This is a genomic window from Mesorhizobium sp. M2D.F.Ca.ET.226.01.1.1 (assembly GCF_004022705.2).
Classification (GTDB): domain Bacteria; phylum Pseudomonadota; class Alphaproteobacteria; order Rhizobiales; family Rhizobiaceae; genus Mesorhizobium.
In genome coordinates, this window is sequence record NZ_RZOY02000007.1 from 219594 (window position 1) to 233921 (window position 14328).

Below are 14328 nucleotides of genomic sequence, written 5' to 3' on the forward strand. Positions count from 1 at the left end.
ATTCAAGCCACCCCAGTCATGCAGTCTTACGGAGCGACCGCTGCAGAAAGATGTAACGCATCGCCGTTTGCGCCGCCTGCGGCCGGCGGTCGCCGCGCCCGCCATGGCCGCCCTCGGTCTCCTCGAAGAACAGCGTCCGGCCATGACCTGCCTCCTGCAGCCGCGCCGCCATCTTGCGTGCATGTCCGGGGTGCACGCGGTCGTCGGCGGTCGAGGTCATCAGCAGCACCGGCGGATAAGCGACGTTCGCCTCGACATGCTGATAGGGCGAATAGGCGCCAAGCCATTCCGCCTCCTCCGGCTTCGACGGGTCGCCATATTCGGCGATCCACGAGGCGCCGGGCGGCAGTTCGGTGTAGCGCAGCATGTCGAGCAGCGGCACGTCGATGATGACGGCGCCGAACAGCTCGGGCCGCTGCGTCAGCGAGGTGCCGGTGAGCAGGCCGCCATTCGAGCCGCCCTGGATGCCGAGCTGCGCCGCGGTGGTGATGCCGCGCCCGACCACATCTTCGGCGACCGCCGCGAAATCGTCGAAGGCGTTCTGGCGCTTGCCCTTGAGCGCCGCTTGATGCCAGGCCGGACCGAACTCGCCGCCGCCGCGGATATTGGCCTGGACATAGGCGTTGCCCTTGTCCAGCCAGAGCTTGCCGCGAATGCCGGCATAGCCGGGCAAAAGCGGCACTTCGAAGCCGCCATAGCCGTAGAGCAGCGCCGGCGCCGGCCCTTTCTGGTCGCGCCTCCGCACCACGAAGTAGGGGATCATCGTCCCGTCCTTCGAGCGCGCTTCGAACTGCTCCGAAACATACGGCGAGGCATCGAAACGGGCCGGCTGCGATTTCACGGTTTTGAGCGTCTCGCCATCGTCATCCGACCAGATGATCGAGCTCGGCGTCAGGAAATCGGTGAAGGAGAACGACACGCTGGAGCCGAAATGCTCGGCATGGCTGATGCCGACATTGCCGTTCTCGGGTAGAGCCACCGCCTTAAGCGACCAGCCATTTGCGGCGCGGTCGCAGGCGATGACCTTGCCGCGCACATTGTCCATCAGGTTGATGAACAGCCGGTCTTGCGTCCTCGCCAGCCCGGCGATCGAAACGCGATGCGCAGGCGCGAGCACGGTCTCGAATGGACCGAATTTGCCGGTCGCGATCCAGCGATCGAAATCGACCGAGTAAAGCCCGTCGGGCAGGCAACGTGTGCCGTCAGGTGCCGTCCACGGGCTGCGCACGCCGAAGACGAGCTGGCCTTTGAAGATCGCCGTGTCGGTGGCGTCGTCCGGCAGCGGAATGCGCCTGTTTTCGCCCGAAGCCAGGCGCAGGAAACTGTGCGAGGTGAAGAAGTCGAGCGTCTTGCCGAGCAGCACATGCCGCTTGTCGCCGTCATATTCGACACCGCCGCCGACCGCGAGATGCTGCTTCTCGCCTTCGAAGATCGGCGTCGCATCCTCGAGCTTCGTGCCGCGTCGCCAGAGTTTGATGACGCGCGGATAGCCGGACTGGGTCTTGTCCTCTTCCTCGAAAGCCGCCGAGACGAGCACCGCGTCCTTGTCCAGCCAGGAAAAGCCAGACTTGGACGCCGGAGCGCGAAACCCGTCCTCGACGAAGGATTTCGTCGCGATGTCGAACTCGCGCATCTCGCTGGCGTCGCCGCCATCCGGCGACATAAAGAGCAGGCAGCGATCGAAATCCGGATAGAGCCGGCTGGCGCCGCCGAACACCCACTTCACGCCTTCTTTCGCCGACAGCTGATCGAAGTCGATGATCGTTTCCCAATCCGGCCTGTCGGTCTTGTAGGATGAGACCGACGTCCGCCGCCACAGGCCGAGCGCATTGGTCTTGTCCTGCCAGAAATTATAGACGTAACCGGCAAGTGCGGCCCCGACCGGCATGTTGTCTTCGGCCGTCATCAGGTCGAGGGCGGTCTCGAACGTCGCCTGATAGGACGGATCGCCCTGCAGTTCGGCGACCGTCAACGCATTCTGGCGATGGACCCAGTCGAGCGCTTCCTTGCCGTTGCGATCCTCCAGCCAAAGGAAATTGTCTTCGGCCTTGTCGGCCAGGTCAGGCTGCGCTTGTGCGTTCGATTGGGTCATGCGGTCTCCGGAATTTGTCACGCTCGGTGCCACAAACATTGTCATGGCGCTACCGACATTCAATTGCAGCCGGTAAAAAGGACGAACGAAATCGTGCCATCGAGTGGGACCCCTCGTGCAGCGGCTATACATAGCGACGGAGAAGTTTGGCCCATCCGACGGTCCTCGTTGGGAGAGCTACGTCGCTTGGTCAGGCCTGACGCAACTGAACGAGGTGGTCACACTCGATGGAATGCTCTGCCCGGCAGCACTTGGCGAGATAAAGGACAGCTACTGGCCTCACATCGTCAACGAAGACTTCATGCTTGGCTTCTTCGTTGATCTGGATTTCCTCCTCTCTGAACTTCCGGATACGCAAGGCCTCAATATCCTCGGCGTGATCCGAAAACCATCGATCGATGTGCGCTCGCTCGAGTGGGGCGGGTTTGCGTTCCTCGGTTACGACCTCATGGACAAGGTCGTTGGCAACAGCGCGTTGAGCAATTGCGGCGGCTTTCCGGACGTTTTCGCGAACACGGAACTATCCAATGTCGGGCTGTTGGAGGACTTCGATCGCGCAGTCGAAATTCGCGATCTGCTGCACAGTACACATCCCGAAGAGCGACACGCCGACTGCGATCTCTGGGCAATCTTCCGACGGCAAGAGCGCTGAGCCGCCTAGACGACCCGCCGGCGAAAAATGGTCGCCGCCGCCAGCGCTGCGCAGATCGCGCCGAGCGCGACCGGCAGTCCGGCGGCGCCGACGACGTCCATGACACCGCCGGTGAGCGGCGGCACGAGGATGCCGCCGAAACCCCACATCAGCGAGAAGGCCGCATTGCCGGCGACCAGCGCCGAGCCGGTGAACCGTTCGCCGAGCTCGATGATCGACATCGTGTAGATGCCGTAGGACACCGCGCCCCAGACGAAGACGCAAACCCAGATCAGCGGCGTCTCGATCAGGGCCGGCAAAAGCACGCAGCCGAGGATCGTCACGGCGACGCAGCCGAAGCGCACCAGGCGCGCCGTCAACCGTTCGGCGAGCAGGCCGAGCGGCACCTGCATGGCGATGTTGCCGGCGATCATCACCGAAAGCAGCGCCGACATGCGCGCTTCGGGAATACCGTAATGCGTCCCATAGACCGGCAGCAGCGCCAGGATCGCCTGCTCGAAACCGGCGGCAACGATCACCGCCGACAAAAGCAGCCAGGCCATTGGTATGAAGCCCAGCACCGAAACCTTGTTCTCGGCCTCCTCGACCTTAGGCAGCCGGCGCACCACCGCGGCCAGGCAGCCGCCGCAGAACAGAAAAGCTCCGATGCCGACCAGGAAAGGCGGCCAGCCTTCGGTCCCGACAGCAAGTAGGCAGAGCGGCCCGGCCGCGAAGCCGGCCGAAATGATGGTGGAATAGATGCCCATGACGCGGCCGCGCCGCGCCGGCGGCGCCAGCGCGATCACCCAGATTTCGCTGAGCACGTAGAGCGGATTGGTCACCACGCCGATCAGGAAGCGCAGCGGGAACCACAGATAGACATTTTGCGTCCAGCCGACCAGTGCCAGCACCAACGCCGAGAGCGCGGCGCAGGTCAGCGCGGTGCACCCTGCCCCGAACCGGCGCGCCAACGCCGGGATCAGCGGCGAGGACAGGATGAAGCCGACCGGCGTCATCGCCGCCGACAGTCCGATCATCGCCGGCGAAACGCCTTGCCCCTGCAGGATGAAGCTCAGCAGCGGATAGGAAAGCCCCTGCGCGATGGCGAACACCGACACGGTCGCAATCACGCCGGTGATCGCGGCCCACTCTACGCTCTCGCTGCTCTTTGAATCCGCCAGAGCCATCGTTTCCTGCTCCAATCGCCTGGAGGCTTAGCCGTTGTGGCGGGTCGCCGTAAGGCCCACAGCCGGCGAAAGCGGATGCTCCAGCCAAACCCTGTCAGGAGCGCCGGCGCCGCAGGGAACGCTCGCGCACCCTCCCCCTCCGGCATGTCGCTTCCCTCGCCCTAGTGGTCGCCGCCTCCTCACCGGCTGCATGGCCGTCGGTCCATTATGCCGGCCGAATACGGACCCTGACGAGGCATTTCATGACCGCTGCCCTCCATCCCGCCGAACCGGCCCTGGCAACCGATCGCACCCGCCGTGGCGGCCGCGCGGGGAAACGCGCCGGCGGCTCGGCCGTCTTCGAGCAGCCCGCTTTCCGGCAGTTGAAGAACCCGCTGACGCCGACCAAGTTCGTCTCCGACGACGAGTTGGAATCGATCCACCTCGCATCGCTGCGGGTGCTGAAGGAGATCGGCGTCGATGTCCTGCACGACGAAGCCCGCCGCATCATGAGGGCGCATGGCGCGGATGTGCGCGAAGGCTCGGAGCGCGTGCGCTTCGACAGCGACATGATTCTCGAGCTCGTCTCGCACTGCCCGTCGGAATTCACGCTGCATGCCCGCAACCCGGCGCATAATCTGCGCTTCGGCGGCGACAACGTCATCCTGTCGATGATGGCCTCGGCGCCCAACTGCTCCGACCTCGATCGCGGCCGCCGGCCTGGCAACCAGGCCGATTACCGCAACTTCTTACGCCTGGCGCAGATGCACAATATCCTCAACTGCACCGGCGGCTATCCGGTCGAGCCGATCGACATCCATCCCTCGGTTCGGCACCTGGAATGCATCCGCGACCTCGCCATGCTGACCGACAAGGTCTTCCACATCTATTCGCTCGGCAAGGAGCGCAACGTCGACGGCATCGAGATCACCCGCATCGCCCGCAGCATCACCCGCGAGCAGCTGATGCAGGAACCTTCGGTCTTCACCATCATCAACACCAATTCGCCGCTCAAGCTCGACGTGCCGATGATGGAAGGCATCATCCAGATGTCGAGCATGGGCCAGGTCGTCATCGTCACGCCGTTCACGCTATCGGGCGCCATGGCCCCGGTCACCGTCGCCGGCGCGCTGGTGCAGCAGAACGCCGAGGCGCTCTCCGGCATCGCCTTCGCGCAGATGGTGAAGAAGGGCGCTCCGGTCGGCTATGGCGGCTTCACCTCCAATGTCGACATGAAATCCGGCGCGCCGGCTTTCGGAACGCCCGAATATATGAAGGCGCAGCTCGTCGGCGGCCAGCTCGCCCGCCGCTATAACCTCCCCTATCGCACCTCCAACACCTGCGCCGCCAACACGGTCGACGCACAGGCCGCCTATGAAAGTGTGTTCTCGCTCTGGGGCGCGATCCAGGGCGGCGGCAATCTGATGATGCATGGCGCCGGCTGGCTTGAGGGCGGCCTGCGCTGCTCCTATGAAAAGACCATCCTCGACATCGACCTGTTGCAGATGGTGGCCGAGTACCTGACGCCTCTCGACCTCTCCGAGGACGCGCTCGGCTTCGACGCCATCCAGTCGGTAGGCCCGGGCGGCCATTTCTTCGGCACCCCGCACACGCAGGCTCGCTACAAGACCGCCTTCTACTCGCCGATCGTCTCCGACTGGCGCAACTTCGAGACCTGGACCGAGGCGGGCTCTCCGACGGCGATGGAACGCACCAACAAGGTGTGGAAGGAGCGCCTTGCGTCCTACGAGGAGCCGTATATGGATCCGGCCATCCGCGAGGAACTCAACGACTTCGTCGAGAAGCGCCGCGCCGAAGGCGGCGCGCCGACGGATTTCTGATCTGCGTTCGGGCGGGCAACTGCCCGCCGCTCATCCCCGTTTCTGACTCCACATTGCATAAGACGGATCTATCTACATGAAATCCCACGTTAAAGCGGTTGTCATCGGCGGCGGCGTCGTCGGCTGCTCGGTGCTCTATCATTTGGCCAAGGCCGGCTGGACCGACATCATGCTGATCGAGCGCTCGGAGCTCACCTCCGGCTCGTCCTGGCATGCGGCGGGCGGCTTCCATACGCTGAACGGCGACCCGAACGTCGCCAAGCTGCAGGCCTACACGGTCCAGCTTTACAAGGAGATCGAGGAACTCTCCGGCCAATCCTGCTCGCTGCATCTGACCGGCGGCGTGATGATGGCCGACACGCCGGAGCGCATGGACTTCCTGCGGCTGGCCCACGCCAAGGGCCGTTATCTCGGCATGGACACCGAGCTGATCACGCCATCGGAGGCGAAGGCGATGTTCCCGCTGATGGACGAAAAGAATTTCGTCGGCGCCATGTGGGATCCGGTCGAAGGCCATCTCGACCCATCGGGCACCACCATCGCCTATTCCAAGGCCGCGAAAAAGCTTGGCGCCGAGATCGTGCTTCGCAACCGCGTCGTCGATCTCACGCAGCAGCCGGACGGCACCTGGAACGTCGTCACCGAACAGGGCACGGTGCACGCCGAACATGTCGTCAACTGCGGCGGCCTGTGGGCGCGCGAGATCGGCCGCATGGTCGGCGTCGAGCTGCCGGTGCTGGCGATGGAGCATATGTACCTGCTCACCGAGCCGATGCCGGAGGTCGAGGAATTCAACAAGTCAACCGGCCGCGAGATGATCGGCGTGCTCGACTTCAAGGGCGAGATCTACACCCGCCAGGAGCGCAATGGCATCCTGCTCGGCACCTATGAAAAGGCCTGCAAACCTTGGTCGCCGGTGAACACCCCGTGGGATTTCGGCCATGAACTCTTGCAGCCCGACATTGACCGCATCGCGCCATCGCTGGAGATCGGCTTCAAGCACTTCCCCGGCATCGAAAAGGCCGGCATCAAGCAGATCATCAACGGCCCCTTCACCTTCGCGCTTGATGGCAACCCGCTGGTCGGCCCGGTGCAGGGCCTGACCAATTTCTGGTGCGCCTGCGCCGTCATGGCCGGCTTCAGCCAGGGCGGCGGCGTCGGCCTGGCGCTTTCCAACTGGATGGTGCATGGCGATCCGGGTTTCGACGTGTGGGGCATGGACGTCGCCCGCTTCGGCGAATGGGCGACGCTGCGCTACACCAACGCCAAGGTGCGTGAGAACTATTCGCGCCGCTTCTCGATCCGCTTCCCGAACGAGGAACTGCCCGCCGCCCGTCCGGCGCAGACCACGCCGCTCTACGACACCATGCTCGCCAACAACGCGGTCATGGGCGATAGCTGGGGCCTGGAAACCCCGCTCTGGTTCGCGCCGAAGGGCACCGAGCCGAAGGACATCGTCTCCTTCCACCGCTCGAACGACTTCGGCCCGATCGGCGAGGAAGTGCGCGCCACGCGCGATGGCGTCGGCGTCACCGAGATCGCCAACTTCGCCAAATACGAGGTCTCGGGTCCCGGCGCCGAGGATTTCCTCAACCGGCTGATGACCAACCGCATGCCCAAGGTCGGCCGCATCGTGCTGACCCCGATGGTCAACGAGTTCGGCAAGCTGATCGGCGACTTCACCATCGCCAAGTCGGGCGAGGACCGCTTCATGATCTGGGGCTCTTCGGCCGCGCAGAAATACCATATGCGCTGGTTCGAAAAGCATCTGCCGAAGGACGGGTCGGTACGCATTCACCGCTTCGACCAGACGCTGGTTGGCCTATCGATCGCAGGGCCCAAGTCGCGCGACCTTTTGCAGAAACTGGTCGATGTCGAGGTCTCGACCAAGGCCTTCCGCTTCATGGACTTCCGCGAGATGGCGGTCGGCGGCGCGCCCTGCATGGTCAACCGCATCACCTATACCGGCGACCTCGGCTATGAGATCTGGATGGCGCCGGCCTATCAGCGCCTCGTCTACAAGGCGATCAAGGACGCGGGCGCGGAATTCGGCATCGTCGACTTCGGCATGCGCGCGCTGCTGTCCATGCGCCTGGAAAAGAACTTCCCGACGTGGTTCCGCGAGTTGCGTCCGATCTACGGCCCGTTCGAAGGCTCGATGGATCGCTTCATCAAGCTCGAGAAGAACGACTTCATCGGCCGCGAGGCTTCCGCCAAGGAGCATGCCGAAGGGCCGAAGCTGCGCCGCGTCTCCTTCATAGTCGACGCGGCCGATGCCGATGTGATGGGCGATGAGCCGATCTGGGCCAAGGTCAGCAAGGACTACGGCACGGTGGAGAAGCCGCATGGCTACGGCGCTCCGCGCTTCGACACGTCGGGCAAGGAAGTGCGCGGCTCCAAGGCGGCCGAAGGGGCATCCGCCGTGCGCGGCATCGTCGATGGCGACTGGCGCGTCGTCGGCTGGGTGACCTCGGGCGGCTATGCGCATTACGTCCAGAAGTCGATGGCGCAGGGCTATGTGCCCGCCGCCCTCGCCGAGGACGAAAGCGCCGGCCTGTTCGAGATCGAGATCCTCGGCCACCGCCGCCCGGCCCGCATCAATGTCGAGCCGCCCTTCGATCCGAGCGGCGAGAAGATGCGGACCTGACGCGCCCTATTGTTGGATTGCGCCGGTTGCTATGGCATGGTCGAGCCCACTACCGGCGCATCAGAACGAGAAGACGATCCCCTTGCGGCAGTTAGAGAAATGGACCGACTGGCTCTGCGATGAACGGGTCGGTCCCTTCAGCGCCGCGGTCGCGTTTACCCTCGTCTACTGCCTGATCCAGATCGTGGTGATGGCGCTGGTGTCCCACGTCGTGGGCACCGGCGTCGGCGTCGACGATTCCGAGCAGTTGATGGAAATGCGGTTCCTGGCCGCCGGCTACGGCAGCTCGCAGCCGCCTCTATACACCTGGCTCGCCATGCTCGCGGCCTCGCTGGTCGGGACCAGCGTCCTTGCCCTCAAGATCGTAAAATACGGGCTGCTCGCCACGGGCCTGATCGCGTATTTCACCGCGATACGCCGCTTTGGCTATTCGAACCGCGCCGCTGCCGCCGGTCTGTTCGGGCTGCTTCTGTTTCCCCAGATTTTTTGGGAGATGCAGCACGCGCTCACCCACTCGGTCGCCATATTCTGTTTCACCTCGGTGATGCTGTTAGCGCTGGTCGAGGTCAAGAAGCGCCGGTCGGCCATCGCTTATGCGCTGTTTGGCCTCGCGACGGCGGCGGCGATGCTGTCGAAATACAACATCGTCATCTTCCTTGCCGCGCTGTTCCTGGCGGCACTGTCGCTTCGCGAAACGCGTGAGGCGATCTTCGACCGCCGCTTCCTGATCAGCGTGGCCGTGGCGATCCTCGCCTGCCTCCCGACGCTTCAATGGAACATCGCGCACCCGGATGACCTCCTGGCGCACAGCGGCGGGTTCGGCGCTGGCCAAGGCGACAGCGTCATGGAGACGGCGGCGCTCGCCCTGCGGGGACTTGGCAACGCGATGCTCAATTTCGCGGGTCTGCCGATAGCTATCGTGGCCGTCGCGTTTTTCCTGGTCGCACGGAAAGCCGCGACAACCCCACAGCCGATGCGCTGGCCCGAAAAGTTGCTGTGGCGCACGATCGCCCTTGCCGTGCTGGTCACGCTGGTGGTGGTTCTGGCCGGTGGCGTCACCCAGTTTCGCGATCGTTGGGTGCTGCCCATATTCGTCCTTTTGCCCGCCGCCCTTGCCATGCGTTTTGACGCGATCGGCCAAAGGGGCGGAAAAGCGCAAGCGACCATCGTCTTTGTCGGCGCGGTCCTCGCGATCCTTGTGCTGCCGGTAAGCTGGTACATGCACGTGAACGGCGGCGACAGCCGCGGCGGCATCGTACGCATGGACTACCGGTCGCTTTACGACCAGATCAGCGCCGACGGTCCGGTCAAGACCGTGGTCTCGAGCTGGTTCTGGATCGGCAATCTGCGCCTCGTCGACGCCGACCTCATCGTGCTCGATGACGAGATACCGGACTTCGCCCGCTTCATCCGCGAACCGGCGGTGCTTGTGCTCGCCAATGACAGGGAACCGCCCTCGGATGTTTTCGTGGAGATGGCAAAAGCCGGCTACGCGATGGACACCGTCCACCGCCGTATTGAGGTGCCGCAGGCGCTCGGCTTCCCGCCGCGCCAGGTCATCGTTACCAGACTGCACAAGACAGCCGGGCAGTAGGGGGAACGAATGGATTCGCAACGCTTCGGCCGGCACCGCAAGATCATGCCCTTCGAACCCGGTTCGGTCGAAGCGCTGCGCGAGGCTTCGCGCCAAAAGGCGGCTTCGCTCAACCAGCATGTGCTGGGCTACGGCGCGACAGCCGAAGCCGAATGGGCGGCGGCCGGCATCGCAGCGCCCAACCTGCCCGCCATGCGCAAATACCGGCTGGAGCGCATCCGTGCCGAGCTGAAGCGCCGCGACTATGCCGGCGCCCTGCTCTACGACCCGGTCAACATCCGCTATGCGACGGACTCGACCAACATGCAGCTCTGGGTCGCCCACAACCCGACCCGCCACTGCTTTGTCGCCACCGAGGGGCCGGTGGTGTTGTTCGACTATTTTTCCTGCGAGCACCTGTCGGACCATTCGGGTGTCGTCGACGAGGTGCGGCCGGCGGTGTCTTGGATGTATCTCTACAGCGGCGAGTTGACTGATGAGAAGGTCCGCCGCTGGGGTGCCGGCATCGCGGAGCTCATGGCTGAGTTCGGCGGCAATCGCCGCATCGCCGTCGACCACATCAATCCGGAAGGCGTCGAAGAACTCGCCCGCCGCGGCATTTCCGTGGGCAATGGCGAGGCGGTGATGGAGAATGCGCGGCTCATCAAATCGCCGGACGAAATCCTTGCCATGCGCCGTTCGATCATCGCCTGCGAGGCGGCGATGGGCGAGATGGAAGCGGCGCTGAAACCCGGCATCTCCGAGAACGAGCTATGGGCGGAACTGCATCGCGGCAACATTGCGCGCGGCGGCGAATGGATCGAAACGCGGCTTCTATCGTCGGGGCCGCGCACCAATCCCTGGTTCCAGGAATGCTCCTCGCGCGTCATTGAGAATGGCGACCTCGTCGCTTTCGATACAGACCTGATCGGCCCATATGGCTTCTGCGCCGACCTTTCGCGCACCTGGCTTTGCGGCGACAAGCGGCCGTCGAACGAGCAGCGTGACCTTTTCCGCATCGCTGCCGACCAGATCGCCCACAACACGGGTCTGATGCGGCCGGGCATCTCTTTCCGCGATCTCGTCGAGCGCTCGGCCGTGCCGCCGGGCGACTGTTTCCCTGCCCGCTATGGCGTGCTCTACCATGGCGTCGGCCTGGCCGACGAATATCCGACACTGCCGCACGCAAGCGACTGGACGGACGACACGCCGGACGGCGTGCTTGAACCCGGCATGGTGCTTTGCGTCGAAAGCTATATCGGCAGGCTGGGCGGGCGCGAAGGCGTCAAGATCGAGGAGCAAATCCTGATCACCGAGACCGGCAACGAGAAGCTATCAGCCTACCCGCTGGACGAGCGGCTGCTCTGACGCGCCGCCTTCGACCGCCGCGACGGCCTCGCGCATCGCGGCGATGATCGGGGCCGGCGTGGTCCTGGCGGTGATGTAGGGCAAGCCCTTGCGCCGCGCCGTCCAGCCGACGACCTTGACCTCCCGCGCAGCCGGCTCGAAACGCTGCGCCAGCGCCCAGCTCTGGCAGTCGATGGCCGCGATATCGGCCCTGCCCTCCGCGATGGCGACGATCGACGACCGGTGGCCGCCGCTTTCACTGCGCGAGGCAAAGATATCCAGGCTTTCGCCCATCGCTTCCAGGTCGCGCGTCAGCCCGATGAGGCCGGACATCGAATCCGGATTGTTGAAGGTGAAGCGCCTGCCGCGCAGAAGATCGATCGGGATAAGCGCCTTGCCGTTCTGCGGCGAGGCGACCGAGGATCCGCCGCCCGCGGCCATGACCACCGCGCTGGAATAGAGTTCGCCCTGCCCGCCTTCGAAGGCATCGTAGTTCGGCTGGGCAACCACCCGCACATGCCGGGCAAGGCCGAGCTCCATAGGCCCCCAGCAGGTCTGCCCGAAAAGCAGCGCCGGGCTCAGCCAGAGTTGGTGAAAATCGAGCTCGTCCGGGGGCAGCGTCGCCGGGTCGGGCGCGATCAGCTCGCCTGCATCGTCGAGGATGCCGCCGGGCACCGCCGGCAGCTCGCGATTGCTGCGCACGACAGACTCCGGCGCATCGATGCCGCGTTGCCGGAAGGCCTCGCGAAGAAGCGCCCACTGCGCGTCGACTTCGCCACGCGCTTCGGACCAGTCATACATCGGCAGGGCCGCAACGAACTTGCTCATGTCGAATAGCTTTCAAAGGCAGGCGAGCTTCGGCGCCTGCGTTCCGCCGCGAAAAAGCGGTCGCGGAAAGTAGAGATTACTCCTTCGGCGGCTCCGCCGGAACTGGCGCCGTTCCAAGCCCGTTGACATTGCGCGCCCTGACGCGAGGCTTGAAAGCACGGCCAGGTTCGGGCGAACGGCGCAATACCGGATGGATGACCGGCTCCTTGGCCTTGAAGGCGAAGGATTTGATCAGGGCCAGATAGTTCGGATAGACATAGCCATTGTTCATCCGCAGCCATTCTTCGCGGCGCTCGCGAAACAGCTTCGGCAAACTGTACCACGCAACCGTCGGGCTCTTGTGATGCACGAAATGCAGGTTGTTGTTGAGGAACAGGAACGACAGCGGCGAGCGTTCGACGATGATGGTGCGCCCTTCCGGATGTTCGGACCACTGGTGCTCGGCATAGGTGCGCACCGAAATCAGCGACTGTCCGAGCCAGACCGGCACCAGCACATACAGCCAGAGCGGAATGCCGAAGCCGAAGGTCACGATCGGCGCCACCGCGGCAATGCCGATGGCATGCAGCAACCATGCCTTGCGGATTGCCTTGTCGCCCGCTGCGATCTGCTTAGCGTCATCGATGAAGAAGCCGACCGAGGACAGCCACGGGCCGAGGATCAAGCGGCCGACCATGGTGTTGTTGACCTTGAGCAGTAACTTCATCGTTGGAGGCAGTTCCTCGTGCATCCAGAGCGCCTGGTAATAGCTCTCCGGGTCGTCGAGCGGATCGGTCAGCCGCTCGTCGGCATGGTGGCGAAGATGGATGGTCTTGAAGCGCCGGAACGGCCAGACAAGTCCGATCGGCAGGAAGACGAAAGCTTCGTTGATGCGGGCGCTGCGGGTCGGGTGGCCGTGCAGCACCTCATGCATCAGCGAGGATTGCAGCGCCAGGATCAGCGCCAGGGCGATCAGTGCGATCAGCGGGTGGGCTGGCCAGAGGAGCAAGCCGGCGGCGAGCCATGCGCCGTAGCAGAAGAGTGCGAGGAATACCGTCGGCCATTCGATTGCCGGTGTGCTGCTGCGTCTCTTGTTCATGCCGGTATTCATGCCTGCCATGCTATCGACCACTGCCTTTCAGTCGCCGGAACCCCTCGATTCCTGACAGTATTGTGTCAGGAGCCTACCGTGACATCAACGCGACAATGCGCACAAACTGTTGCGAATGCGCATTTTTGGCCGCATATGTTATACATTGTAAACAAATATTGGGATTCATTTCCGCCTGAGCCACGTTCAGCACGGTTCCGGCGCAAATTTATCCTCCCGCAAGCAGGAGCGGCCTGATGGACAAGCGCGATCTGTCGACGATCTTCAGGGAGCGGCTGAAATTGCTCTTGACACGCTCTGATCTCAACCAGTCGGCTTTCGCGACGGCCGTCGGCATCGACCGCTCCGCGCTGTCGCAACTGCTTTCCGGCGCCTCGACCCGCCTGCCCCGCGCCGAGACGCTGCTTAACATCGCTGCCGAGTTCAAAGTGTCGCTCGACTGGCTGCTTGGCCTAAGCAACGATGAGGGGGTGACCGGCGAAATCCGCGAAAGCCTGGAGATCGAGGAGGCGCCGGACGGCTTCGACCGCACGCTTTTGGCCAAATGGCATGCCGAGGCGGCCGGCACCAAGATCCGTTATGTGCCCGCCGGCATTCCCGACCTTTTGCGCACCGAGGCGCTGATCGACTACGAGGCCGGCATCGCCAACAAGAGCCGCGAGGCGCAGGCCGGCGAGACGCAATACCGCATCGACTATACGAGGCGGCCGGAGACCGACATGGAGGTCTGCATGCCGCGCCACACGTTGGAGATTTTTGCACGCGGCCTAGGCGTCTGGGACCGCTTCCCGGAGGCCGAACGGCGCAAGCAATTGCTGCACATGGCGGCGCTGCTCGACGACCTTTACCCGACCTTCCGCCTGTTTCTCTATGACGGCCGCATGCGCTATTCGATCCCCTATACGATCTTCGGCCCCTATCGCGCCGCGATTTATGTCGGCGACATGTATATCGTCTTGAGCGCCACGCAGCCGATCCGCACGCTCACCAGCCATTTCGACAATCTGATCCGCGCCGCCGACATCAACGCGCATGAGGCGGCGAGCTTCGCGCAGAAGTTGGCCGCAATGTCCTTCCCGTCAGGCTCTGGCTGATCGCCGGGCGCGCTGTCAT

10 protein-coding genes are annotated in these 14328 nt (G+C 64.0%); 6 read left to right on the forward strand and 4 right to left on the reverse strand.

Translation table 11 applies throughout. The annotated features are described in order from the left end of the window. Positions 1-16 precede the first annotated feature (16 nt). Positions 17-2092 (reverse strand): prolyl oligopeptidase family protein, encoded by a 2076-nt coding sequence (locus tag EN869_RS18230; RefSeq protein ID WP_127227039.1) that lies wholly within the window; start codon positions 2090-2092, stop codon positions 17-19. 115 nt (positions 2093-2207) lie between these two features. Between EN869_RS18230 and EN869_RS18235 the strand changes: the two genes are divergently transcribed. Next, entirely contained in the window at positions 2208-2744 is a 537-nt protein-coding gene (locus EN869_RS18235) for a hypothetical protein (RefSeq protein WP_127227038.1), read from the forward strand. Between the two features lie 5 nt (positions 2745-2749). Here the strand turns inward: EN869_RS18235 and EN869_RS18240 are convergent, their stop codons facing one another. Next, positions 2750-3910: an MFS transporter gene (locus EN869_RS18240; RefSeq protein ID WP_127227037.1), complete on the reverse strand. Its 1161-nt coding sequence runs from the start codon at positions 3908-3910 to the stop codon at positions 2750-2752. 242 nt (positions 3911-4152) lie between these two features. On the opposite strand from EN869_RS18240, the gene EN869_RS18245 reads away from it, so the two are divergent. From EN869_RS18245 to EN869_RS18260, 4 genes are all read left to right on the forward strand, one after another. Then, the gene (locus tag EN869_RS18245; protein WP_127227036.1) at positions 4153-5730 is read left to right on the forward strand and encodes a trimethylamine methyltransferase family protein; all 1578 of its coding nucleotides are present in this window, start codon (positions 4153-4155) and stop codon (positions 5728-5730) included. A 76-nt stretch (positions 5731-5806) separates the two neighbouring features. Then, positions 5807-8377 carry an FAD-dependent oxidoreductase gene (locus EN869_RS18250; protein WP_127227035.1) on the forward strand — a complete coding sequence of 857 codons (2571 nt, stop codon included), beginning with the start codon at positions 5807-5809 and terminating at the stop codon, positions 8375-8377. Positions 8378-8408: 31 nt separating this feature from the next. Next, positions 8409-9971, forward strand: a complete 1563-nt coding sequence (locus tag EN869_RS18255; protein ID WP_167498673.1) for a glycosyltransferase family 39 protein — start codon at positions 8409-8411, stop codon at positions 9969-9971. 9 nt (positions 9972-9980) lie between these two features. Continuing rightward, positions 9981-11318, forward strand: coding sequence for a Xaa-Pro peptidase family protein (locus tag EN869_RS18260; RefSeq protein WP_127227033.1), 1338 nt, complete (start codon positions 9981-9983; stop codon positions 11316-11318). Here the strand turns inward: EN869_RS18260 and EN869_RS18265 are convergent. Both EN869_RS18265 and EN869_RS18270 read right to left on the reverse strand, forming a co-directional pair. Then, positions 11286-12125, reverse strand: a complete 840-nt coding sequence (locus EN869_RS18265) for a PhnD/SsuA/transferrin family substrate-binding protein (protein WP_127227032.1) — start codon at positions 12123-12125, stop codon at positions 11286-11288. The genes EN869_RS18260 and EN869_RS18265 overlap by 33 nt on opposite strands. Before the next feature lie 76 nt (positions 12126-12201). Further along, positions 12202-13203: a fatty acid desaturase gene (locus EN869_RS18270; RefSeq protein WP_189341211.1), complete on the reverse strand. Its 1002-nt coding sequence runs from the start codon at positions 13201-13203 to the stop codon at positions 12202-12204. A gap of 248 nt (positions 13204-13451) precedes the next feature. Between EN869_RS18270 and EN869_RS18275 the strand changes: the two genes are divergently transcribed. Next, complete coding sequence (locus EN869_RS18275; RefSeq protein WP_127227031.1) at positions 13452-14309, forward strand: helix-turn-helix transcriptional regulator; 858 nt, start codon at positions 13452-13454, stop codon at positions 14307-14309. The last annotated feature ends 19 nt before the right edge of the window (positions 14310-14328 follow it).

Bases quoted from the DNA above. Each gene is read 5' to 3' on its own strand.
- EN869_RS18230 (WP_127227039.1), bottom strand. From the start codon at position 2,092: ATGACCCAATCGAACGCACAAGCGCAGCCTGACCTGGCCGACAAGGCC.
- EN869_RS18240 (WP_127227037.1), bottom strand. From the start codon at position 3,910: ATGGCTCTGGCGGATTCAAAGAGCAGCGAGAGCGTAGAGTGGGCCGCG.
- EN869_RS18245 (WP_127227036.1), top strand. From the start codon at position 4,153: ATGACCGCTGCCCTCCATCCCGCCGAACCGGCCCTGGCAACCGATCGC.
- EN869_RS18250 (WP_127227035.1), top strand. From the start codon at position 5,807: ATGAAATCCCACGTTAAAGCGGTTGTCATCGGCGGCGGCGTCGTCGGC.
- EN869_RS18255 (WP_167498673.1), top strand. From the start codon at position 8,409: ATGGCATGGTCGAGCCCACTACCGGCGCATCAGAACGAGAAGACGATC.
- EN869_RS18260 (WP_127227033.1), top strand. From the start codon at position 9,981: ATGGATTCGCAACGCTTCGGCCGGCACCGCAAGATCATGCCCTTCGAA.
- EN869_RS18265 (WP_127227032.1), bottom strand. From the start codon at position 12,125: ATGAGCAAGTTCGTTGCGGCCCTGCCGATGTATGACTGGTCCGAAGCG.
- EN869_RS18270 (WP_189341211.1), bottom strand. From the start codon at position 13,203: ATGAACAAGAGACGCAGCAGCACACCGGCAATCGAATGGCCGACGGTA.
- EN869_RS18275 (WP_127227031.1), top strand. From the start codon at position 13,452: ATGGACAAGCGCGATCTGTCGACGATCTTCAGGGAGCGGCTGAAATTG.